Source organism: Streptomyces sp. NRRL S-646 (assembly GCF_000720765.1).
GTDB lineage: Bacteria > Actinomycetota > Actinomycetes > Streptomycetales > Streptomycetaceae > Streptomyces.
The window spans coordinates 103,126-126,025 of record NZ_JODC01000017.1 but is presented as its reverse complement, the minus strand read 5'-3'; the positions used below and the strand labels follow the sequence as shown (position 1 = coordinate 126,025).

Genomic DNA, 22,900 nt, shown 5'->3' with positions numbered 1-22,900 from the left:
CGGTGTCCCGTGTGTCGCCTGGCGTTTCGCAGCGGGTACCGTGAGCCGCCCACATGGATGTTGTGGGCCCATTGAATGGATGTTGCGGGCCCGGCGAGCGGCCACATATTTCGCGAAAGGGATGTCCCGGGGGATGAGCAGCGCTACGAGCACTCGGCGCGGTCGCCGCGCACAGCAGCAACGGGGAGGGCCCGGCGACAGACGCCGTACATCGGCCGCTCCTGCCGCCCCCGCCGCCGCGTCGCCGCGCACGCTGCCCCGCCCCGGCGGTCTGGGGCCGGTGCGGTTGCAGCAGCTCATCCTGGTGGAGCTCGCGGCCGCGGTCATGCTGGCCGCCTGGGCCGCCGACACCTCCTGGCTGCTGGCCCCGGCCGGCGCCGTGGCGGTGCTGCTGCTTCTTCTGGCGGTTCTGCGCCGGGGACGCCGTCCGCTGCCCGAGTGGTACGAGACGACGCGCGCGATGCGGCAGCGCCGACGCGACGCCAAGCTGCCGGTACCGCCGGGGACCGATGCGATGCTCGCGCCGGTCGTGGAGTGCGACCCGGCCCTGCGGACGTACGGCTTCGTCTCCCGTGACAACCGCTCGATCGGCATGATCGGCGACGGGACGTTCCTGACCGCCGTCCTCTTCGTGCAGCCGGCGGACGAGCCGCTGCGCCCCGCGGCGGCCCACCGCCAGCTGCCGCTGCGGCTGGTCCAGGACGCCCTGGAGGTCGACGGGATCCGGCTCGCCTCCGCGCAGGTCGTGCAGCACACCCAGCCGGCGCCCGCGCCGCATCTGCCCGCGCAGTCGCTCGCCGCGCGTTCGTACGGCCCCCTGCAGGCGCAGGCCGGTTCGCCCGCGCTCCGGCTCACCTGGGTCGCCCTCAAGCTCGACCCGGAGCTGTGCCCGGAGGCGGTGCAGGCGCGCGGGGACGGGGTTCCCGGGGCGCAGAAGGCGCTGCTGCGGGTGGCGGACCAGCTGTCCAGCAGGCTGGCAGGCGCCGGTTTCAAGGCGACCATCCTGGACGAGAACGAGCTGGTGCAGGCGCTGGCGACGTCCAGCTGCCTGAACCCGCGCGCCAACGCGCAGCACGGCCAGGACGGGCGCGCCTCCCAGCGCCGTACCGTCGAGGCGGTCAAGTCCTGGCGGGTCGACGACCGCTACCACACGACGTACTGGGTCTCCCGCTGGCCGCAGTTGGGCAACGGCGGCGTGGCGCTGCCCGAGCTGGTCACGCGCCTGACCTCGCTGCCGGTGCTGGCGACGACGTTCAGCATGACCCTGAGCAAGGCCGGGAACCGAGGTGTCTCGCTCACCGGGCACATCCGGGTCACCGCCCGCGGTGACAGTGAACTCGGCCAGGTGGGACGGGAGTTGGAGCGGGCCGCGAGTGCCGCGAAGGCCGGTCTGGTCCGTCTCGACCGGGAGCAGGTCCCCGGTGCTCTCGCCACTCTGCCGCTCGGAGGTACCTACTGATGTCCTACCCCCCGCAGACCATGCCTCCGGGACAGCAGGGCCACACCCCTGGCCGTACGACGCCGGCCCACGTGGCCTCGCCGACCGACACCGGCATGATCCCGATCATCCGGCAGCCGGAGACCCCGCAGCAGCAACGGCGCATCGTCAGCCCGGGGTTCGGGCTGCGCGGGCCCCGCCGCAACCGCCATGTCGTCACCGCCGACGAACTCGCGGCGATCAGCATGCCCATCGGTGACGACGGTGTGCTCATCGGCACCGACCCCGACTCACAGCCGGCCGTGCTGGGGCTGTCCCGGCCGACCGCCTTCGACGTCGTCCTCGTGGGTGGTCTGTGGCTCGCCCAGGTGCTGGCGCTGCGCGCCGCCGCGACGGGCGCGCGCGTGGGCGTCGAGACCGGACGTCCGCAGGTCTGGCAGCAGTTGGCCCAGGCGGCGGGCGGCGGCCAGCAGTGCGTGACGGTCTATCCGGTGGGCCGGGTGCCCGCGCAGGGGCCGTCCGTGTCGAGTCCGGTGGTGCTGATCCGGGACTGCGGTGTGCGCCCGCCGCGCGGGCGGGTGACCTCCGTGCCGTGGCAGGCCGTGGTGACGGTCCTGCCGTACGTCAGCGAACATGCGCCGCGCTGGCTGGCTCAGGCGCAGCTGGTCGGCATCCAGCGCATCTCGCCGCAGGAGATCGAGGTCGTGCGCGACACCCTGGGCGTCCCGAACGAGCATCTGCAGCACCTGCCTGCGCTGCACGAAGGTGCCGCCCTGTGGTGCACCCGCAAGCACCACAAGTTCGTGATGACCGAACCCACGGATGCGGAGACGGGCCTGCTCGGCGTGGCCCGACGGATGGACTGACGCGTCGTCGTCACCGGGGGAAGGGTGCGAACGGTGCGAACCGGCCGCACCCGTGAGGCTGTTGAGTTCGCACCCATGGGGGCTTTTCCGTCCCGCCATGTGAGTGATTAGGCTTCTGGTGGTGCGGTGACGGTCGCAGTCGCGTGGGACTCGCCACTCGGTCCGCACGGCCGCGACGACGACCAGCTCAGCAGCAGTGGCTGACCAGGAGGCAAGCAGTGAACAGGGATCGGTCCGAGTACAACGGCGGCAGCCCTTCCTCGGACGGGGACGATCACGAGGTGGATCTCACCGGCGAGTTCGAGATCGTCTACGAGCCGCCCGCCTGGTATGCCCAAAGCACGCAGGGTGGCTCCCCGTCCGGTGGCCAGCAGGACGGTGGGCGGACATCTCCGCCGCCGCCGAGCGGGCCGCCCATCGGAGCACCCACGGGGCCCCCAGGCGTCACACCGCAGCGTCCCGCGCCACCCGCCCCCGCCCCGGCACAGCCGCCCGCCCAGGCCGCACCGCAGCAGCCCGTACCGCCTGCCCAGCCCTCGCAGCCCGCTCCGGCTCAGGGCACGGGCGGCTACGGATTCCCGCCGCAGCAGTCCGCGCCGGGCACCGCCCCCGCGGCGACGCCCGGCGGGTACGGCTACCCCCAGCAGACGGGCGCCGGTGCACCGCCCCAGACCGGCCAGCCGCCCACCGCGCCGCCTGCCGCGCCCCAGCAGCAGCCCGCTGTGCCCCAGCAGCCGACGCCGGCCACCCCGGCGGCCGCCGCGCCCGGTTTCCCCGTACTGCACCCCGTCGACGAGGACGCGCAGAGCGGCCCGGCCCAGACCGCCACCCCGGCGGCGGGCGTACCGGCGGCGGCCGCCCCCGAGCAGCCGGAGGCCGAGCTGAACCATGCGGCCGCCGACGCCGAGGCGGCCCGTCTGTTCGGCGGCGACGACGACGTCGAGTCGGAGGAGCCGCACGGCGACGAGCCGGAGTCCGGTGACCCCGCCGCGTCCGCGGCCGGTGCCGACGAGTCGGCGCCCGAGGCGGACTCCCCCGCGCCGACGACGGCGCAAGCAGAACCGGAGGCCGAGGCAGCGCCCGCCGCTCCCATGCCCCCGCCCGTTGCTCAGCCGCAGCCTCCGCAGGCGCAGCCCACCGGGCAGCAGGCCCCGACCCAGCCCCAGGCCGCCCCGGGACTTCCCCCGCTGCCGCAGGGCTTCGCACCCGCACACCCCGGCCAGGGAGTCCCGCAGCCGGACCCGCAGGCCGCGGCCGGTTACGGCTACCCGCAGGGGCCCGGCCAGCCCCCTGCCCAGCCGCAGCCGGGCCAGCCGGCCCACCAGACGCCGCCGCAGGGCGCGTTCGGCCCGGCACAGCCGCAGCCCGGATACCCGGCGCAGGGCGGACAGCCCGCACCGGCCGACCCGCGCCAGGCCCAGCCGGGGCAGCCCCAGCCCCAGGCCCCCGGCTACGGCTACCCGCAGCAGCAGCCCCCGGCCGCCCAGCCGCAGCAGCAGCCCGCACCGCCGCAGGCCCAGCCGGGCCAGCCGCAGCCTGCCGGTTACGGCTACCCGCCCCAGCCCGAGCAGGCCGGTTACGGCTACCCGCCCCAGCAGCCGGGCTACGGCTATCCGCAGCAGCCCGCACCGCAGCAGCAGCCTCCGGCGCAGCCCCAGCCTCAGCAGGCGGCGCAGCCGCAGCCGCCTCAGCAGCAGCAACCCGGTGCGTACGGCAACCAGGGCTGGACGGCCCCGCCCGGCCCGCAGGCCGGACCCGGTGCGCCCCAGCAGCAGCAAGCCGCGCCGGGGACCCCGCTCGGCTACAACGCCGCCGTGGAGCTCTCCTCCGACCGGCTGCTGCGCAACCAGCCGAAGGCCCGTAAGAACAACCAGGCCCCCTCGCGCTTCAAGCTCGGCGCCAAGAAGGAGGCGGCCGAGCGGGAGCGGAAGCTCGGTCTGATCCGTACTCCGGTGATGTCCTGCTACCGGATCGCGGTGATCAGCCTCAAGGGCGGCGTCGGCAAGACCACGACGACCATGTCGCTCGGCGCCACGCTCGCCACCGAGCGCCAGGACAAGATCCTGGCGATCGACGCCAACCCGGACGCCGGCACGCTCGGCCGACGGGTCCGGCGCGAGACGGGCGCCACCATCCGCGACCTCGTCCAGGCGATCCCGCAGCTGCACAGCTACATGGACATCCGCCGCTTCACCTCGCAGGCGCCCTCGGGCCTCGAGATCATCGCCAACGACGTGGACCCGGCGGTCTCCACCACCTTCAACGACCAGGACTACCGCAGTGCGCTCGACGTGCTGGGCCGCCAGTACCCGATCATCCTCACCGACTCGGGTACCGGTCTGCTCTACAGCGCGATGCGCGGAGTCCTCGACCTCGCCGACCAGCTGATCATCATCTCCACCCCCTCGGTGGACGGTGCGAGCAGCGCCTCGACCACGCTCGACTGGCTGTCGGCGAACGGCTTCGCCGATCTCGTGCAGCGGTCGGTCACCGTGATCTCCGGTGTCCGCGAGACGGGCAAGATGATCAAGGTGGAGGACATCGTCGCGCACTTCGAGACCCGCTGCCGCGGTGTCGTCGTGATCCCCTTCGACGAACACCTCGCGGCGGGCGCCGAGGTGGACCTCGAGATGATGCGGCCCAAGACCCGCGAGGCCTACTTCGATCTCGCAGCCCTCATCGCCGAGGACTTCGCCCGTACCCAGCAGGGCTTCGGCAACCCGAACATGCAGTACCCGCAGCAGCCCCAGCAGGGGTACGCGCCCCCGCCGCAGGATCCCCAGCAGCAGCTCTACGGCCAGCCCGGCGGCACCCCGCAGCCGGGGCAGGGCTGGGGGCAGCCCCCGCAGCAGCCGGCCCCGGGCCAGGGCTGGCAGCAGCAGCCGCCCCAGGACCCGCAGCAGGGACAGCCGCCGCAGCAGGGTGTCGTGCCGCCCGGCTGGACCCAGCAGCAGTAGTACGGCAACAGCGAAGGGCGGCCGGTGCTCTCAGCACCGGCCGCCCTTCGGCGTCGTAGGAACGAATCCGGGAACGGCTATTCGGCGGCCGTCACCAGCTCGCGGCACCGCTTCACGTCCTCGGCCATCTGCTCAAGGAGGGCCTCCAAGGAGTCGAACTTCGCCTGGCCGCGGACGTAGGCCAGAAAGTCCACGGCCACGTGCAGGCCGTACAGATCGAGGCCCACGCGGTCGATGGCGTACGCCTCCACCGTGCGCTCGGTGCCGTCGAACTGCGGGTTCGTGCCGACGGAGATCGCGGCCGGCATCGCCTCGCCCTGGGCGTGCAGCCAGCCGGCGTAGACGCCGTCGGCCGGGATCGCGGTGTGCGGCAGGGTCTCGACATTGGCGGTCGGGAAGCCCAGCTCACGGCCGCGCTGAGCGCCTCGTACGACGACGCCCTCGACGCAGTGCGGGCGGCCCAGGATCTCGGCGGCGCCCTCGACGTCCCCCTCGGCGACCAGGCGCCGGGTGAGGGTGGACGAGAACGGCTCGCCGCCTCCCGCCTCACCGCACACGTACAGGTCGACGACCTCGACCTCGAAGTCGTAGACCTTGCCCTGCTCGGCGAGGAACTCGACGTTCCCCGCGGCCTTGTGGCCGAAGCGGAAGTTCGGGCCCTCGACGACCGCCTTGGCGTGCAGCTTGTCCACCAGGACCTTGACGACGAAGTCGGCGGGAGAGAGCTTCGAGAACTCCGTCGTGAAGGGGAGGATCAGCACCGCGTCCACGCCGAGGTCCGCCATGAGTTCGGCGCGGCGGTGGTGCGGGGCCAGCAGCGGCGGGTGGCTGCCGGGGCGGACGACCTCGCTGGGGTGCGGGTCGAAGGTGACGACCACCGAGGGAACACCCAGCTCGCGGGCGCGGTCCACGGCATGCCGGATGATCAGCTGGTGACCGCGGTGGACTCCGTCGTACGAACCGATGGTGACGACGCTGCGCCCCCAGTCCTCGGGGATGTCCTCCAAGCCACGCCAGCGCTGCACTGTGACCGCTCCTCGAACCCGTGTCCGTGTCTACCGACCTCTTACGCAGGTCTAAGGGTGCCATGCCGGGGCCGTGCGGCCCGCATCGGCCTAGCGCTCCGCGGGTGTGCCACGACGGGCCGTCGTTCGGCTGCCGCCCCGTCATGGCTGGTCGCGCCCCGCGGCGGAGCCGCATATCGATACAGCCCCGCGCCCCAAAGGGGCGCGGCCGAACCGCAGCGGACTACGCGCCGACCCGGACGCCCGCCAGGTTCTCGATCATCCGGCGGGCGCCGGGGCCCACCACCGCCGCCCAGGTCTGTGGGGCCTCGGTCAGCCAGCCGGCCATGCGGGCGGCGAAGCCTGGGACCTGCCGGCCGAGGTCGACCAGACCGCGGTCGAAGCGGGCCGCGCCGTCCGGGGTGCGGACCAGGAGCAGGCCGGTGCGGTGCACGAGCTCGCGCACGTCGTCGCCGGAGTGCCGGGCCGCTGCGTGCAGCAGGGCGTCCAGGACGGCGGGGGCCTGTTCGTGGGTCAGGAGGAAGTCGAGGAGTTCGCGGCGCAGGAGGCGGGAGGCGGGGGTGCCGGGAGCGGCGAGTACGGCGGCGAGCGCGGCCCGCACCTCCTCAGGGCCGCCGTCGAGGAGACCGGTGACCAGGGGGAAGAGCACGGCCCGCGCCTCCGGTCCCTGGTCGAGCCGCAGGTCGATGTACGCGGCCACGTGGACGGCGGTCTCCGGGCGTCGCTCCACGGCCTCCCGCACGAGTACGGCGGCCCTTCGGGCCAGCGGGGGCGTGGTGACGTCGGCGAGCGTGCGCAGCGCCTGACCGGCGTCCGGCCCGCGCAGACGCTCACGGAAGGCGTCGAGGACCGGCTCCGGGTGTGTGTTCAGGGCGGCGACCAGTGCGCTCGGCGGGAAGTGCGGGTCGCCGGACGCGAACTGCCGCAGCGCCTGCGGGAGATGGCGGGCACGCGTGCGTGGATCGCGTACGAGGAGGGCGAGCGCGCCGCCGTGCAGGGTGCAGTCGGCGGGGCGGGCGAGGAGGGCGAGGGCGGCGTAGCGGAGGAGTTCGCGATCGGCGTCGGTACGGACGTGGGGCGCCGCGCGCAGGCCGTACGCCACCGCCGCCACCCGCCGCGCGGGCCGCTCGTCGTGCGCCCACCGGTCGACGGCCCGGCAGATGGTCGACGGCTCGTCCTCCGCGAGCACGGCGAGCAACTCGTCCGCCCTCGGATGTGCACTCTCGACCAGCACCTCGGTCAGGTCGTCCAGAGCGAGGTGCCGGTGGGTGTGCAGCAGCGCCTGCGCCGCCTCGGCGACGGTCGCGTGCGGGGTCGCGGGAAGCGGGCGGTCGTCGTCGAACCAGCGGGTGAGGAGGGGTTGTACGGCCGTGGGCTCGGCGGCCAGGAGCTGGGAGACGGCGTCCAGGTAACGGGGGCCGGTGTCCTGCGGCGGGCCGTCGGCGAGGAGCAGGTGGCGCAGCAGGTCCAGGCGTTCGGTCCGCGGGAGCGGCAGGGCTGTCCAGAACCCGGGGGCGAAGGGGCCCGTGGCGGCGGGCGTCGGACGGGAATCGTCCTTGGTTTCCCGGGAGTTGGGACGGTCCTGACGGCGTGCCGCCACGAGTCGGTCGGCGAGCCGTCGCAGGACGGCCAGGTACGGGGTGGCGTCCGGTACGCGCAGCAGGGTCTCGGTGAGGAGGCGGGCGGGCCACCAGGAGTGCGGGTCCGCATTCAGGACGTTGGCCAACTCCTCCATTCTTACGGCGAGTTGGGCACTCCCCTCCTGACGGGCGAGAAGCAGCAGGGCCTCTACGACGGGGCCGATGCGGTGGTGCGGTACGGGAAGGGGGCGGGTGCCGCCGTCCGGGGTGGGGCTGTGGTGGACCAGGGTGCGCAGGGCCTCGTCGAGGTCGAGGTGCATGCCGTGGAGCCAGTCGGCGAGTTCCTCGTGGGCGAAGCGGTAGCCGCTGCCGGCGGGGACGAGCAGGCCTTCGGTGAGGACTGCGGAGGCCCAGCCGGTGCCGCCGCCCAGCCTCGCGGGGGCCGCTCCCCACGGGAACACCGCCTCGAACGTCTTCCGGTCCAGCTCGCCCTGTCCGGGGCCGAGGCTGCGGCGGGCGGCCTCGTGGACCTGGCCGGAGACCTTTGCGGCGAGGCGGCGTACGGCGGTGCCGCGCAGGCCGTTCTCGGCGGACAGTCTGACGGCGATGCGCAGGCACATCAGGTCGAGGTGGGCCGCGAGGACGTCGTTGCGGTCCACGTGGGCGTGGGGGGCGTCCTGGAGGGCCGCGTGGACCTCCGAGAGGAGGCGGAGGGTGAGGGGGTGGCGGGCGTCGGGGGCTTGGAGGGTGCCCTCGGGGATGCGGTAGCGCGCGCGGGCTCTGCGGGCCTCGTCCTCCGTCAGGTCGCCGAGGCGCACGCAGGGGATGCCGCCCCCGCCGCCCTTACCCGTCCCATCCCGGGGGCTGCGCCCCCGGACCCCCGCTTCGGCCTGAACGGCCTCGTCCTCAAACGCCGGACGGGCTGAAAAGATCAGGCCCTGGCCGAACAGGGCCGAAAAGGCCTCCCAGTACTCCGCCCTGCACGCCACGATCAGCCGCGTCCCCGTCTCCCGCAGCCATTCCTCCGTCCCTTCGACCCACTCCTGTAGGCGGTGGGTCAGGGCGGGCGGCATTTCTTCGGGGCCGTCCAGGAGGAGGAGCAGGGGGCGGTCTGCCGCGCGGGCGGCCTGGGCAAGGCGGTTCGGGCCGGTGTCGCCGAGGGTGGCGGCGCAGGTGGACCTCGCCGCCGCGACGATGCGGGCGGCGCGGGCCAGTGCGCGGCCGGCCGCGTCCGCGACCGAGGTGTCTTCGTCCCTCAGGTCGGCGCCACGCAGCCAGAGGGTCGGGGCCGGTTCGGGGCCGCGGTTGCGGCGGGCGGCGAGGGACGCGAGTTCCGTCGTACGGCCGCTGCCCGGTGGCCCGACCAGGCCGAGGACGGCGGCCGGGCCCTGCACGAACGCGGCCAACTCCCTTGCCGTCTTTGCCCGTTCGACGGCTTCGACGCCCGCCCGGCCGACGTGGCCCTCCAGCGTCCCCGGCGGGCCGTCCTGCCCCACCGACGTAGCCGTCAGCTCCAGTACCCCGGCCAGATTGAGATCGGCTCCGTACGCGGGCACCGTAGCCGCGTTCCGGTCGAGCAGGTCGGCCAGCGGACCGATGGACAGGTCGGATGAAGACCCCGGGGGGTCCCCCCGCTCGACCGAAGCCGAGAGCGGGGGAGCAACCGACCACGACGGCGCCGCAGAAGACCGACGGCCCGTCGCGGTGAGATCAGCGGAGCGCCGCCGCAGCGGGACCGCGAAGCCGGCGTCGCGGTGGCCGGACTGGAGTGCGGTGCCGAGGACGGCGACGACGGCGCCGGTTTCGGCGTCCAGGACCGGTCCCCCGGCCGCCCCGCCACCCAGCCGCAGGGCGTCCCGGCCGGTCGTGCCGATCGCCAACTCCAGGGCCTCGTCGAGGAGATGGAAGCGGTCCGTCGCCGCATACGTCACGGAGGTCGCACCGAGCACGCGCGCCTCGCGCCAGCAGCCGGCGGCGAGGCGGACGTATCTGCCGGTCTCGACCCGGTCCCGGACCGTGACCGGCAGCGGGTCGACGCCGAGGCCCTCGGTGCGTACGAGGGCCAGGTCCAGGTCGGGCAGCGGGGTCACCTCGTCCGCGGTCACCAGGCAGGTGCGGTCGTCGGCGGTGTGCAGGACGAGCCTGGGCAGGCCGTCGACGGCCTCGTGGCTGGTGATGACGGTGCCGTGGTGGTCGGCCACGAAGCCGGTGCCGCGGGGGCGGCCGGCGAGGTCGTGGATGCGGACCAGGGCGGCGTCCCGGTCGGTCGGTTCCCCGTCCGGGGTGTGTCCGGTTCGCGTATCCTCCGCCGACCGGTGTCCGCCTCCGGTCCGCGGGCCCCGTCCCGCCATGTTCGAGCCTCCCCGCCGTACACCTGTGCCCTCAGTTCGACGTTAGGGCCGCGATGATCAGCGGGACAGATCCCTTCGCGAACGCGCCCCCTTCCGCTCCCTCGGTTCACTCCGAGCGCCTGCCCGGACGGGTGAACAGGTGGGGGTGGGTGGATACACCCTAGGGGTGGGGGAACCGAGGGGGGACCGTGGAGCGGCGGCACAACCCCGTGACGCCGCTCCACGGGCAGGCAGCCCGGACAGGCCCGAGCGAGTCGGGCGGCCCAAAGGGGCGCGGGGCTGTATCCACAGGCGGTTCCGCCGCGGGGCGCGGCCAGCCACGACGGGCCCTCAGAGAACCGACGGCCCGTCGCGGCGCAACCAGCGGAGCGCCTAGCCGAAGACGGCCAGGCTCTTCGCCTTGCCCTTCTGTTCCTCGACGAGCGCCAGGAAGTGCCCCTCGGGGTCGAAGACGGCGACCGCGCCGCCGCCCGCGTACACCTCGGGCATCTCCAGCCGTACGCCGTTGGTGAGCAGCCGGGCCCGCTTGGCGTCCACGTCCCAGCGCGGGAACGCGGCCGTGGCCGCCTCGGCGATCGGCATCACCGTCAGGTCCTGCTGGAGCTCGTCCAGCGTCTTCGCCGAGTCCAGCTTGTACGGGCCGACGCGGGTGCGGCGCAGGGCGGTGAGATGGCCGCCCACGCCCAGGTCGGCGCCCAGGTCGCGGGCCAGGGCCCGGATGTAGGTCCCGGAGGAGCAGACGACGGAGACCACCAGGTCCAGCACCGGGGTGCCGTCCTCGGCGACCGCGTCCCGGACGTCGTACACCGCGAAGGACGAGACGGTGACGGGCCGGGCGGGGATCTCGAACTCCTCGCCCTCCCGCGCCCGCTTGTAGGAGCGCACACCGTCGATCTTGATGGCGCTCACCTTCGACGGCACCTGCATGATGTTGCCGGTGAGCTTGGCGATCCCGGCGTCGACGGCCTCGCGGGTAACCTTCGAGGCGTCTGCCGACCCCGTGATCTCGCCCTCTGCGTCGTCGGTCAGGGTCGTCTGCCCGAGGCGGATCGTCCCCAGGTACTCCTTCTCGGTCAGCGCGAGGTGACCGAGCAGCTTGGTGGCCTTCTCGATGCCGAGGACGAGCACGCCCGTCGCCATGGGGTCGAGGGTTCCGGCGTGCCCGACGCGTCGGGTGCGGGCGATGCCGCGCATCTTGGCGACCACGTCGTGCGAGGTGAAGCCCGACGGCTTGTCCACGATGACAAGCCCGTCGGGCGTCCGGTTCTTCTGGGTCATTCGGCGGTTTCGTCCTCGTCTTCACCCGGCTTCTTGTACGGGTCCGCCTCGCCGGCGTAGGTGGCGCCGGCCGAGACCTCGCGCACCTTCTCGTCGGACTGGCGGGCCTTGTCGAGGAGGTCCTCGATGGTCCGGGCGGTGTCCGGCAGGGCGTCCGCGACGAAGGTCAGCGTCGGCGTGAACTTCACGCCCGCCGCCGCACCGACCGCGGAGCGGAGCACGCCCTTGGCGCTCTCCAGACCGGCGGCCGCGGCCGCACGCTCCTCGTCGTCCCCGTACACCGTGTAGAAGACGGTCGCCTCCCTCAGGTCCCCGGTGACCCGGGTGTCCGTGATGGTGACGTGCGAGCCGAGCCGCGGGTCCTTGATCCCGCGCTGCAGCTTCTGGGCCACCACCTCTCGGATGAGGTCCGCCAGCCTCTTGGCGCGCGCGTTGTCGGCCACTGGTCCGTCTCCTTAAGTGCTTACTTCTTGCTTCAGTCTTCGTCGCTGTGGAGCCTGCGTCGAACCGAGAGCAGTTCCACCTCGGGCCGCCCGGCGACCAGCCGCTCGCAGCGGTCCAGTACGTCGGAGAGGTGTCCCGTGTCCCCGGAAACCATCGCGAGCCCGATCTCGGCCCTGCGATGGAGGTTCTGGTTGCCCGTCTCCGCCACGCTCACCGCGTACTTGCGCTGGAGCTCGGCCACGATCGGACGGACGAGAGAGCGTTTCTCCTTGAGCGAGTGCACGTCGCCGAGGAGCAGGTCGAAGGACAGAGTCCCCACATACATGTGTGTCCGGATGTCCCGCCGGTTCGGGGTACGGGCGCCACGCATCGACGCCGATACGGGAACCGTACACGCAACGGCCGGGGCCGATCGACGGAATTCCCTGGAGGGAACTGCCCCGCCGACCGGCCCCGATCGCGTGCTGGATCAGACGCGCGGCTTCTCGCGCATCTCGTACGTCGCGATGACGTCGTCGACCTTGATGTCGTTGAAGTTGCCGAGGTTGATACCGCCCTCGAACCCTTCGCGAATCTCGGTGACGTCGTCCTTGAAGCGACGCAGACCCTCGATGTTGAGGTTCTCCGCGATGACCTTGCCGTCGCGGACCAGGCGCGCCTTGGTGTTGCGCTTGACCTCGCCGGAGCGGATGAGAACACCCGCGATGTTGCCCAGCTTGGACGACTTGAAGACCTCGCGGATCTCCGCCGTACCGAGCTCGACCTCTTCGTACTCCGGCTTGAGCATGCCCTTGAGGGCCGCCTCGATCTCCTCGATCGCCTGGTAGATGACCGAGTAGTAGCGGACGTCCACGCCCTCGCGCTCGGCCATCTGCGCCGCGCGGCCTGCCGCACGGACGTTGAAGCCGATCACGATGGCGTCCGAGCCCATCGCCAGGTCGATGTCCGACTCCGTGACCGCACCGACGCCGCGGTGCAGGACGCGGATGTCGACCTCTTCGCCGACGTCCAGCTGGAGCAGGGACGACTCGAGCGCCTCGACGGAACCAGAAGCGTCACCCTTGATGATGAGGTTGAGCTGCTGGACCTCGCCGGCCTTGAGCACCTTGTCCAGGTCCTCGAGGGAGACACGGCGCGTGCGCTTGGCGAACGCGGCGTTGCGCTCACGGGCGGCGCGCTTCTCGGCGATCTGACGGGCCGTACGGTCCTCGTCCACCACCAGGAAGTTGTCGCCCGCACCCGGGACGTTGGTCAGGCCCAGGACCTGGACCGGCGTCGACGGGCCGGCCTCGGCGACGTTGTTGCCGTTGTCGTCGAGCATGGCGCGGACTCGGCCGTAGGCGTCGCCCACGACCATCGTGTCGCCGACCCGCAGGGTGCCTCGCTGGACGAGGACCGTCGAGACGGCACCACGGCCGCGGTCGAGGCGGGACTCGATCGAGATGCCCTGCGCGTCCTGGTTCGGGTTGGCCCGCAGGTCGAGCGAGGCGTCCGCGGTGAGGACCACGGCCTCCAGCAGGGAGTCGATGTGCAGACCCTGCTTGGCGGAGATGTCGACGAACATGGTGTCGCCGCCGTACTCCTCGGCCACCAGCCCGTACTCGGTGAGCTGACCGCGCACCTTGGTCGGGTCGGCGCCCTCGACGTCGATCTTGTTGACCGCGACGACGATCGGGACGTCGGCCGCCTTGGCGTGGTTGAGCGCCTCGACCGTCTGCGGCATGACGCCGTCGTTGGCCGCGACGACCAGGATCGCGATGTCGGTCGACTTCGCACCACGGGCACGCATGGCGGTGAACGCCTCGTGACCCGGGGTGTCGATGAAGGTGATCTTGCGCTCTTCGTCGTTGACCTCGGTCGCGACCTGGTAGGCACCGATGTGCTGGGTGATGCCGCCGGCCTCGCCCGCGATGACGTTCGTCTTGCGGATGGCGTCGAGGAGTCGGGTCTTACCGTGGTCGACGTGACCCATGACGGTCACGACCGGCGGACGGACGACCAGATCCTCTTCGCCGCCCTCGTCCTCGCCGAACTCGATGTCGAAGGACTCGAGCAGCTCGCGGTCCTCCTCCTCGGGGCTGACGATCTGAACCGCGTAGTTCATCTCGCCCGCGAGGAGCTGCAGCGTCTCGTCGGAGACGGACTGCGTGGCCGTGACCATCTCGCCCAGGTTCATCATGACCGCGACGAGCGACGCCGGGTTGGCGTTGATCTTCTCCGCGAAGTCGGTGAGGGAGGCACCGCGCGACAGGCGAATGGTCTCGCCGTTGCCGCGAGGCAGCATCACGCCGCCGACCGACGGGGCCTGCATGGCCTCGTACTCCTGGCGCCTCTGCCGCTTCGACTTGCGACCGCGACGCGCGGGACCGCCGGGACGACCGAAGGCGCCCTGCGTGCCACCACGGCCACCGGGACCACCGGGACGACCGCCGAATCCGGGACGACCGCCGCCACCGCCACCGGGACCACCGGGACGACCGGCGAAACCGCCACCGCCGCCACCGGGACCCGCGGGACGACCGGCGAAACCGCCGCCGCCGCCACCGGGACGACCGGCGAAACCGCCGCCGCCACCACCGGGACGACCGGCGCCACCGCCACCGGGACGACCGCCGCCACCGGGACCGCGGCCGCCGGGGCCACCGCCGCCGGGACGCGGGCCGGCAGCAGGACGCTGCGGCATCATGCCGGGGTTCGGACGCGGGCCGCCGGGGCCGCCGCCGGGACGGGGGCCGCCGCCCTGCGGACGGGGCATGCCGCCCGGGGTCGGACGCGCGCCGCCCGGAGCCTGCGGACGGGGACCGCCCGCAGCACCCTGGGGACGAGGACCGCCCTGGCCCTGCGGACGCGGGGCACCACCGGGACGCTCACCGGGGCCACCCTGGCCGCCCGGACGCGGGGCACCACCCGGACGGGGCGCCTGGGGGCGCGCCATGCCGGTGGAGCCACCGGAGGTGAAGGGGTTGTTGCCCGGACGCGGACCGGCCGGACGGGCACCGGGACGCGGAGCGCCGCCACCCTGGCGCGGGGCGCCGCCGGGACGGTCGCCGCGGTCACCACGGCCCTGGCCGCCCTGACCGGGGCCGCCGGGACGGGCACCCGGACGCGGGGCCTGGCCTGCCGGACGCGGAGCGCCCGGACGCGGGCCGGAGCCCTGGCCCTGGGAGGCAGCCGGGGCGGCGGGAGCCGCCGGAGGCGCCGTGAACTCGGGCGTGGTCGGAGCCGGGGACGCCGGGGCGGGCCGCGGCGCGGGCTTCGGGCCCGGGGTGGGACGGGGGCCGGGAGCAGCCGGTGCGGCGGGAGCCGCGGGCTTCTCGGCGGCGGCCGGCTTGGGGGCCGGCGGGCGCGGGGCGGCCGGACGGGCTGCCTGCGCCGGAGAGGGGGCTGCCGGCTTCGCCGGGGCAGCCTTGCGTGCGGGGGCGGACTTGCCGCCTCCGTTGCCCTGCTGGAGGGCGTCCGTCAGCTTACGGACGACGGGCGCTTCGATGGTCGAAGACGCCGAACGGACGAATTCACCGAGTTCTTGGAGCTTGGCCATGACGACCTTGCTCTCAACCCCGAACTCCTTGGCGAGTTCGTATACCCGGACCTTAGCCACTTCGCTCCTTTTAGGTCCGGGTTGCGTCCGGACCGTCGCTACTTCATGGGCGTACTCATCGCGTGCTCATCGAGTGCTCATCGCAATCTCGACCTACTTCCAACTCGCGGGGTACCAGGGCCGCACGGGGGTTCCGTGCGACCTCGTCTTACGGTGTTGCCTGCTCGACATAGAGGCGCAACGCCTTTGTGTCGAGCGCTCCCGGGGCGCGCAGCGCCCGTGTGAACGCCCGGCGGCGTACCGCCAGGTCGAGACAGACCAGGGCGGGGTGCACATACGCACCCCGGCCGGGCAGCGTACCGCGATGATCGGGGACACATTCACCCTCGACCGCCACGATGCGCAGCAGATCCTTCTTGGCCGCTCGCTGCCTGCACCCCACACAGGTGCGCTCAGGGCATGCGCGGGCGCGCGTCCGGCCAGACACCCTTAAGTCTACCTCCCCGTGGCGACCTCACCCCTTTGGGGCAAGAATCGAACAGTTCCGCGCATGCAAGTGTCGTGATCTGAGCCATGCGCGGCTTGGATCTATTCCCCGCGCTGCTCTGCGCGCTGGTCCTCGGCCTGCTCGGTGTCCGGACGGATGTCGATCCGCCAGCCGGTCAGCCGGGCCGCAAGGCGGGCGTTCTGGCCTTCCTTGCCGATCGCCAGCGACAGCTGGTAGTCCGGCACCGTCACGCGCGCGGAGCGGGCGGCGAGGTCCACGACCTCCACCTTGGAGACCCGAGCGGGCGACAGCGCGTTCGCGACCATCTCGGCCGGGTCGTCCGACCAGTCGACGATGTCGATCTTCTCGCCGTTCAGTTCGCCCATGACGTTGCGCACACGCCCGCCCATGGGCCCGATGCAGGCGCCCTTGGCGTTCAGGCCCGAACGGGTGGACCGTACGGCGATCTTGGTGCGGTGACCGGCCTCACGGGCGATCGCGGCGATCTCCACGGACCCGTCGGCGATCTCCGGCACCTCCAGGGCGAAGAGCTTCTTCACCAGGTTCGGGTGCGTGCGCGAGAGGGTCACGGACGGGCCGCGGACGCCCTTCGCCACTCGTACGACGTACGACCGGATCCGCATGCCGTGCGGATACGTCTCGCCCGGCACCTGCTCCTGCACCGGCAGGATGGCCTCGAGCTTGCCGATGTCCACGAGCACGTTCTTCGGGTCGCGGCCCTGCTGGACCACACCGGTGACGATGTCGCCCTCACGGCCGGCGTACTCGCCGAGCGTCGCGTCGTCCTCGGCGTCGCGCAGCCGCTGCAGGATGACCTGCTTGGCGGTGGTGGCGGCGATACGGCCGAAGCCGGACGGGGTGTCGTCGAACTCGCGGGGCTCCTGGCCCTCCTCGAGGTCCTCGGGATCCTCCTTCGCCCACACCGTCACATGGCCGGTCTCCCGGTTGAGCTCCACGCGCGCGTGGCGGCGGCTTCCCTCGGTTCGGTGGTAGGCGATGAGGAGGGCCGACTCGATCGCCTCGACCAGCAGGGGGAAGGAGATCTCCTTCTCCCGTACCAAGCCCCGCAGGGCACTCATGTCGATGTCCACGGCTACGCCTCCTCTTCCTTCTCGTTCTTGTCCTTGCGGTTGAACTCGACCTGCACGCGCGCCTTGTCGACGTCCGGATAGGCGAGTCTGCGGGCGGTGGGCCTGCGGCCCTTGACTCCGGGCACTTCGAGGTCGAGGCCTTCGTCGTCGGCCTCGAGGATCCTGGCGACCAGCTCGTCACCGTCGGTCAGCTGGAACTTCACCAGCCGGCCGGTGGCACGCACGTAGTGCCGGTGTTCCTTGAGGAGGCGCTCCGCGCCCGGGGTTCCGACCTCGAGGGTGTACTCGCCCTCGCCCATCGCGTCCGTCTCGTCGAGCTTCGCCGAGAGCGCGCGGCTCACATCGGCGATCTGGTCCAGATCGGCACCGTTGTCGGAGTCGACGACCACGCGCAGCACCCGCTTGCGTCCGACGGAGTCCACTGCGATCTCTTCGAGATCCAGGCCCTGGGAGCTGACGAGCGGTTCCAGGAGCTCTCGCAGCCTCTCGCTCTGGGTGGTGCTCATCCGGGTGACTCCTCGGCCGCGTGTGCTGTTGTGGGATGGGTCGCGTGTCTGGTCAAAGGGTATCCGGTCGCCAGGGGTGTTGCCGTCCACTGAGGCGCTGGGGCGCCCAATGGCTCGGGAGCTGTGGTGTGTGAGCGGAAGCGGGTTGGTCGTGGCTTGTCGCGCCCACGCGGCGGTAGCCGCATGTCGACACAGCCCCCCGCCCCTTGGGCCGGCTGCCGAGCCGGTGGCGTGAGTCGGGGGGAGGCGCGGGTACCGTGATCAGCGGCGGGTCGGCCTTCCCGTCCATGCGTTCGTACGAAGCCCCCGAGGACGTCAGTCGTGTCGTACCCCCCACCCTTGCGCACCCCGTCGGGGCCGCGCAGAAGATCCGTTCTTGCTTCGGCTGCCGGGGCCGCCCTGTTGGCGGGCTGCTCCGGTGGGGAGTCCGAGGAGAGTGCCGGTGGCAGTCCTTCGGTCGTGGAGAAGGCGCGTGCGCTTGCAGCCAGGGAGAGTGTGGGGCTGGTCGGGCGGTACGACGCCGTGATCGCTGCGCATCCTGCTGTCGCGGAGCAGCTGGGGGCGTTGCGGGCCGAGGTCGTGCGGCATGCGGAGGCGTTCGGGGGGACGGTCGGGAAGGCCTCCCCCGCGGCGCCGGAGTCGGCGTCGCCGTCCGCCGCCGTGGCCTCGAACGAGAAGGACGCCCTCACCGAACTGGCCGCCGCCGAGCGGGCTCTGGCCGACCGGCGGATCACGGCGCTCCTCGACGTGCCGGGTGAGCTGGCACGGCTGCTGGCCTCGGTGGCGGCGGCCGGGGCGGCGCATGCGTATCTGCTGACGGAGGGTGCCAGGTGAGCCGGGAGAAGGAACTGAAGGCCCTGCAGGCGGCGCTGGCCGCCGAGCATGCGGCCGTGTACGGCTACGGGGTGGTCGGCGGGCAGATCCGCGCGGGACGGCGTACGGAGGCCCAGGCGGCGTACGACGCGCACCGGGCCCGGCGGGACGCGCTCACCCGCGAGGTACGGGACCTGGGCGGCACGCCGGTGGCCGCGGCGGCGGGGTACGCACTGCCGTTCCCCGTGTCGGACTCGGCCGCGGCCGTGCGGCTCGCCACCGAACTGGAGGACCGGGTGGCCGGGGTCTACTCCGACCTGGTGCGCGCGACCGGGGGCGAGCGGCGGCGCATGGCTGCCGGGGCGCTGCGGGAGGCGGCGGTGCGGGCGGTGCGCTGGAGCGGCGAGAGCGTAGCCTTCCCTGGGCTCGCCGAGCGGGCGGCCACCGCCCCGGCCTCGCCGGCACCCACGGCGTGACCCGTACTGGAAGGGAACGACTCGCGCATGGCTTTCGCACCGCCGCAGCGTCTGGTCAGGGCGCTCGGTGAGACGGCACCGGACGGCGACGACTGGCTGGAGAAGCTGCCCGAGGCGGCCCGGCAGGCGGTCTCGCTACGCGAGTTGACCGTGGAACGGGTACAGGTGCCCGGCGGGCGCAGCAGCCTGGTCGTGCTGGTGCGGCACCCCGACGGGACGCCCGCCGTGCTGAAGCTGGCCCCGCCCCGGGCCCGTCCGGAGAGCGAGCGGGCGGCGCTGGCGCACTGGGGCGGTATGGGCGCCGTACAGCTGGTCGAACCGTTCATGACGGAGGGTGTGTTGCTGCTGGAGCGGCTGCATCCGGATGTCTCGGTGCGGTCGTTGCCGGAGGCGAAGGCGCTGTTGGAGGCGGCGGGGACGTTGCGGCGGCTGTGGGTGGAGCCACCCGTCGGCAAGGGCGCCCATTCCTTCGAGACCGTCGCCGAGCGGACGGGGCGGCAGGCCGAGGCCATGCGGGCCACTGCGTCGGGCTTCGCCGAGGTGGCGGTGTTGGTCGACGCCGCGTTGGCTGCACGGGCGGAGTTGCTGGCGGCGCCGCCTGAGGATCGGTTGCTGCACGGGACTTTTCGGCAGAGCAAGGTTCTCGCTGGTGAGCGGATGCCGTGGTTGGCCGTGGGGCCCGATCCGGTGGTGGGTGAGTGTGCCTTTGATCTGGCTCGGTTGGTGCGGGACCGGGTGGAGGATCTGATTGCCTCACCGGCGGGCGCGACGACCACCCGGCGGCGCGTGAAGCGGCTTGCCGAGTCGTTGGATGTGGATCAGGAGCGGTTGCGGGGGTGGACGTTGTTCCGGGCTGTGGAGTCCGGGGTTCGGGCGCTTCGGGTGGGGCGGACCAAGGACGCCGAGCTGTTGCTTGAATTCGCCGGGTGGCTCTAGGGCTGTTCAGCTCGGGAGGTACTGGTTGTTGCCGCCCGGGCTCCGCTCATGCACGCACCTCCAGCGGCTCGGAGGTGTCCTGTGCGGGGGTGCGGGTCGTCAGTCGCTCCGCGGCTGCCGTGAGGGCGAGTACGGCGATGTTCGCGCCCAGGCCCACCAGGCCGGCGTTGACGTTCCCGGCCAGGCCCTTCTGCCAGAACGTCAGCCAGACGACGACCAGTTCGCCCACGAAGAGCCCGGCGAGGACGGCCACCTTGCCCACCGGGCGGCGGGCCAGGAAGCCCAGGGCGATGGCGGGTGCGAGCTGGACCGTGCCGCTGTAGGTGAGCAGGAGGAGGTTGGCCAGCAGGTCGGGGCGGTAGATGGCGAGCAGGAGGGAGAGACCGCAGGCGGCCACCACGGTGCCGTGGTTGATCCAGAACTGCTTCCGCTCGTCCCGCACCCGGGCGATGTTGCGGGCCACCAGGGACGAGATGCCGATCAGGATGCCCGCCGCCGGCACCATCGCCGTCGCGATGGCCGCCACGACGACCAGACCCGTCGCCCATGTCGGCAGCACCTGCTTGCTCAGGGTCAGCAGGATGCCGTTGGCCGGGGTGCCCGGCTTGAGGACGAGGACGGCGGCGAAGCCCACAATGATGGGCATCAGCAGGCAGAGTTCGTACAGCGGCATCCAGGTGTAGTTGCGGCGCAGCACCTTGGGGTCGCGGGCGGACATCACGGCCGGCCAGGCGTGCGGCAGGCACATCAGGCCGACGCCGACCATGCTGACCAGCATGCTCGTGGTGAACCAGACCTGGTCGGACGGCCCCGCATGGATCGTCAGCAGCTCCGGATGGAGCTTGTCGATGCGGTGGAACATCGCGGTGACGCCGCCCGAGAAGTGGGCGGGGACCGCGATCAGGAGCACGGCCAGGACGACCAGCATGACGACGTCCTTGAAGTACGACGTCATCGCGACGCCGTGCAGGCCCGCCCACAGCACGAAGGCCACGACCAGCGCACAGCCGATGATCATGCTGAGGGTGCCGGAGGCCGAGTCGCCGGTGACCAGCTGGACGATCAACCCCAGGCCGGTGATCTGGAGTTGGAGGTACGGCAGCACGAAGACGACGCCGAGGACGGCCGCGACCGTGCCGAGCAGCTTGCTGTCGTAGCGGTCCTCCAGGTAGTCACCCTGGGTGAGGTAGCCGCGCTCCTTGCCCAATGACCACAGGCGCTTGGCGAGGAAGAACAGCACCATGTACCCGATGGGGACGTACGGGAGGGCGTAGAGGGCGGCGACTCCGCCGCTGAAGGCCAGGCCTGCCATGCCGAGGAAGGTGAAGGTGGTGAACACCTCGCCGGCCTGCAGGAACCACATGCTCAGCGCCCCGAACCGGCGCCCGCCGACGGCCCATTCGGAGAGGTCCGCGGCGGGCTTGCGGCGTCCGACGAAGCCGAGGACGCCGATCAGCGCGATGCCGGTGAACGTCATGACCAGGATCGTCGTCACTTGTCGGCCTCCTCACGGTTCATGAGGCGCTCCGTGAGCAGCAGCGCGGGTGTGCACATCACGCACCAGGCCGCGCCCCACACGAGCATCCGGGGCAGCCCGAACCACAGGCCGTCGGTGTTGACGAACGGCAGGAACGGCATGAGGAGCAGGCCCAGCGCGGGCACGGCGGGGATCAGGTGGTACGGGCGCACTGTGCCTCCTCGGCGAGACGGTCCAGTCGGCGGACGGCGAGTTCGGCGAGCAGGGCGGCTCCGTCGGACAGCACCGCGTCGTCGAAGGCGGCGAGCGGGGAGTGGTTGGTGGGGGCGGTCTCCGGGTCTCCGGTGGCGTCGGCGCCCAGGAAGACGAACGCGCCCGGCACCCGGTCCAGGACCCGGGAGAAGTCCTCCGAGCCGGTGATCGGGTCGGTGAGCAGTTCGAAGCGCTCCGTCCCGAAGGCCTCGCGGACGGTGTCGGCGAGGAAGTCGTGCTCGCCGCTGTGGTTGACGGTGACGGGGTATTCGGGGACGAAGTCGACCTCGGCGGTGAGGCCGTGGGCGGTGGCGATGTCCTGGCAGAGGCGTACGGAGACCTCTGCGATGCGTTCGGCGGCGGCCGGCGAGAAGGTGCGGACGGTCGCCTCGAAGGCCGCGTCGTCGGGGATGATGTTGCGCCGGGTCCCGGCGTGGAACGTGCCGACGGTGACCACGACCGGGTCGAACACGTCGAAGCGCCGGGTCACCATCGTCTGCAGCGCGGTGACCATCTCGCAGGCCGCCTGGATCGGGTCGAGGGAGTCGTGCGGACGGGAGCCGTGGCCGCCCGCCCCGACCACCCGCACATGCAGGCCCGCCGAGGCCGCCATCAGCGGGCCGGGGCGGGAGGCGAAGACGCCGGTGGGGTACGAGGACGAGCTGACGTGCAGTCCGTAGGCGGCGTCGACCGGGCGTCCCGCCGCCTCCAGCACACCCTCCTCGACCATGTGCCCGGCGCCGTCCCAGCCCTCCTCCCCCGGCTGGAACATGAACACCACGTCCCCGGCGAGGCTCTCGCGCCGGTCCGCGAGCAGCCGGGCGGCGCCGACCAGACCGGCCGTGTGCAGGTCGTGACCGCAGGCGTGCATGGCGCCGGCGATCCGGGAGGCGAACTCCGCGCCGGTGCGCTCCGTGACGGGCAGGGCGTCCATGTCGCCGCGCAGCAGTACGACCGGGCCGTCGGGCGCACCGGCGCCGCGCAGAACGGCCGTGACGGAGGACAGCGAACTGCCGGTGCTGATCTCCAGCGGCAGTCCGTCGAGCGCGGCCAGCACCTTCTCCTGTGTGCGCGGCAGGTGCAGCCCTATCTCCGGCTCCCGGTGCAACGCCCGGCGCAGGACGGCCAGTTCACCCTGGAGCTCACGCGCATCGTCTCGCAGACTCATCTCTCTCCCCTCACCAGTGCACCACCTGTTGCATGTACTGCCCACGTGGCCGGAAAAGATGAGAGGGCGACGGAGCGTCGCGCGGAAATGGCGGAAACGCCGCTCAGGTTGTTTTCGAGGCGGGGGTTTGTGGGGGTTGATCGCGCCCACGCGGCGGAGCCGCTGATCGATACAGCCCCGCGCCCGTCAACGGCAT

Annotated in this window: 18 protein-coding genes; 6 read left to right on the top strand and 12 right to left on the bottom strand. The window is 72.5% G+C overall.

All coding sequences use genetic code 11. From position 1 onward, the window contains the following. Positions 1 to 133: 133 nt before the first annotated feature. The 3 genes from eccE (at position 134) to IH68_RS0138180 (ending at position 5,261) form a co-directional block, all read left to right on the top strand. Positions 134 to 1,459, top strand: a complete 1,326-nt coding sequence (gene eccE, locus IH68_RS0138190; RefSeq protein ID WP_030944967.1) for a type VII secretion protein EccE — start codon at positions 134 to 136, stop codon at positions 1,457 to 1,459. Further along, positions 1,459 to 2,304 carry a hypothetical protein gene (locus tag IH68_RS0138185; RefSeq protein WP_030944964.1) on the top strand — a complete coding sequence of 282 codons (846 nt, stop codon included), beginning with the start codon at positions 1,459 to 1,461 and terminating at the stop codon, positions 2,302 to 2,304. The genes eccE and IH68_RS0138185 overlap by 1 nt, the downstream gene beginning before the upstream one ends. 218 nt (positions 2,305 to 2,522) lie before the next feature. Next, positions 2,523 to 5,261: an SCO5717 family growth-regulating ATPase gene (locus tag IH68_RS0138180; protein ID WP_051833945.1), complete on the top strand. Its 2,739-nt coding sequence runs from the start codon at positions 2,523 to 2,525 to the stop codon at positions 5,259 to 5,261. Between the two features lie 77 nt (positions 5,262 to 5,338). On the opposite strand, the gene IH68_RS0138175 is transcribed toward IH68_RS0138180, so the two are convergent. The 9 genes from IH68_RS0138175 to rimP all read right to left on the bottom strand — a co-directional run bounded on the left by IH68_RS0138175 (position 5,339) and on the right by rimP (position 17,582). Then, positions 5,339 to 6,286, bottom strand: a complete 948-nt coding sequence (locus IH68_RS0138175; protein ID WP_030944959.1) for a bifunctional riboflavin kinase/FAD synthetase — start codon at positions 6,284 to 6,286, stop codon at positions 5,339 to 5,341. Between the two features lie 223 nt (positions 6,287 to 6,509). Then, the gene (locus IH68_RS57370; RefSeq protein ID WP_037885924.1) at positions 6,510 to 10,217 is read right to left on the bottom strand and encodes a trypsin-like peptidase domain-containing protein; all 3,708 of its coding nucleotides are present in this window, start codon (positions 10,215 to 10,217) and stop codon (positions 6,510 to 6,512) included. A 372-nt stretch (positions 10,218 to 10,589) separates the two neighbouring features. Beyond that, complete coding sequence (gene truB, locus IH68_RS0138165) at positions 10,590 to 11,495, bottom strand: tRNA pseudouridine(55) synthase TruB (protein ID WP_030944952.1); 906 nt, start codon at positions 11,493 to 11,495, stop codon at positions 10,590 to 10,592. Beyond that, positions 11,492 to 11,938 (bottom strand): 30S ribosome-binding factor RbfA, encoded by a 447-nt coding sequence (gene rbfA / locus IH68_RS0138160; protein ID WP_030944948.1) that lies wholly within the window; start codon positions 11,936 to 11,938, stop codon positions 11,492 to 11,494. The genes truB and rbfA overlap by 4 nt, the downstream gene beginning before the upstream one ends. A 32-nt stretch (positions 11,939 to 11,970) precedes the next feature. After that, on the bottom strand, positions 11,971 to 12,264 hold the full coding sequence (locus IH68_RS0138155) for a DUF503 domain-containing protein (RefSeq protein ID WP_030944944.1): 294 nt from the start codon (positions 12,262 to 12,264) through the stop codon (positions 11,971 to 11,973). A 144-nt stretch (positions 12,265 to 12,408) separates the two neighbouring features. Next, positions 12,409 to 15,537, bottom strand: a complete 3,129-nt coding sequence (gene infB / locus IH68_RS54120; RefSeq protein ID WP_078912795.1) for a translation initiation factor IF-2 — start codon at positions 15,535 to 15,537, stop codon at positions 12,409 to 12,411. Positions 15,538 to 15,685: 148 nt separating this feature from the next. Continuing rightward, a complete protein-coding gene (locus tag IH68_RS0138145; RefSeq protein ID WP_185124210.1) occupies positions 15,686 to 15,964 on the bottom strand; it encodes a YlxR family protein in 279 nt (92 codons plus the stop codon). A gap of 101 nt (positions 15,965 to 16,065) precedes the next feature. Further along, positions 16,066 to 17,076, bottom strand: coding sequence for a transcription termination factor NusA (gene nusA, locus IH68_RS0138140; protein WP_030944938.1), 1,011 nt, complete (start codon positions 17,074 to 17,076; stop codon positions 16,066 to 16,068). A 2-nt stretch (positions 17,077 to 17,078) separates the two neighbouring features. After that, positions 17,079 to 17,582, bottom strand: a complete 504-nt coding sequence (gene rimP / locus IH68_RS0138135) for a ribosome maturation factor RimP (protein ID WP_030944935.1) — start codon at positions 17,580 to 17,582, stop codon at positions 17,079 to 17,081. A 321-nt stretch (positions 17,583 to 17,903) separates the two neighbouring features. Between rimP and IH68_RS0138130 the strand changes: the two genes are divergently transcribed. Genes IH68_RS0138130 through IH68_RS0138120 form a run of 3 tightly spaced genes read left to right on the top strand, consistent with a single transcriptional unit; the run spans position 17,904 to position 19,807 of the window. Further along, entirely contained in the window at positions 17,904 to 18,416 is a 513-nt protein-coding gene (locus tag IH68_RS0138130; RefSeq protein ID WP_030944928.1) for a hypothetical protein, read from the top strand. Next, positions 18,413 to 18,871 carry a ferritin-like domain-containing protein gene (locus IH68_RS0138125; protein WP_030944927.1) on the top strand — a complete coding sequence of 153 codons (459 nt, stop codon included), beginning with the start codon at positions 18,413 to 18,415 and terminating at the stop codon, positions 18,869 to 18,871. Before IH68_RS0138130 ends, IH68_RS0138125 begins: the two co-directional genes overlap by 4 nt. 27 nt (positions 18,872 to 18,898) lie before the next feature. Then, a complete protein-coding gene (locus tag IH68_RS0138120; protein WP_030944925.1) occupies positions 18,899 to 19,807 on the top strand; it encodes an aminoglycoside phosphotransferase family protein in 909 nt (302 codons plus the stop codon). A 46-nt stretch (positions 19,808 to 19,853) separates the two neighbouring features. Here the strand turns inward: IH68_RS0138120 and IH68_RS0138115 are convergent, their stop codons facing one another. Genes IH68_RS0138115 through IH68_RS0138105 form a run of 3 tightly spaced genes read right to left on the bottom strand, consistent with a single transcriptional unit; the run spans position 19,854 to position 22,704 of the window. Further along, positions 19,854 to 21,302: a sodium:solute symporter family protein gene (locus IH68_RS0138115; protein WP_037885921.1), complete on the bottom strand. Its 1,449-nt coding sequence runs from the start codon at positions 21,300 to 21,302 to the stop codon at positions 19,854 to 19,856. Next, positions 21,299 to 21,496 carry a hypothetical protein gene (locus IH68_RS0138110; protein WP_030944919.1) on the bottom strand — a complete coding sequence of 66 codons (198 nt, stop codon included), beginning with the start codon at positions 21,494 to 21,496 and terminating at the stop codon, positions 21,299 to 21,301. The genes IH68_RS0138115 and IH68_RS0138110 overlap by 4 nt, the downstream gene beginning before the upstream one ends. Next, on the bottom strand, positions 21,478 to 22,704 hold the full coding sequence (locus tag IH68_RS0138105; RefSeq protein WP_030944916.1) for a M20 metallopeptidase family protein: 1,227 nt from the start codon (positions 22,702 to 22,704) through the stop codon (positions 21,478 to 21,480). Before IH68_RS0138105 ends, IH68_RS0138110 begins: the two co-directional genes overlap by 19 nt. Positions 22,705 to 22,900: the final 196 nt, after the last annotated feature.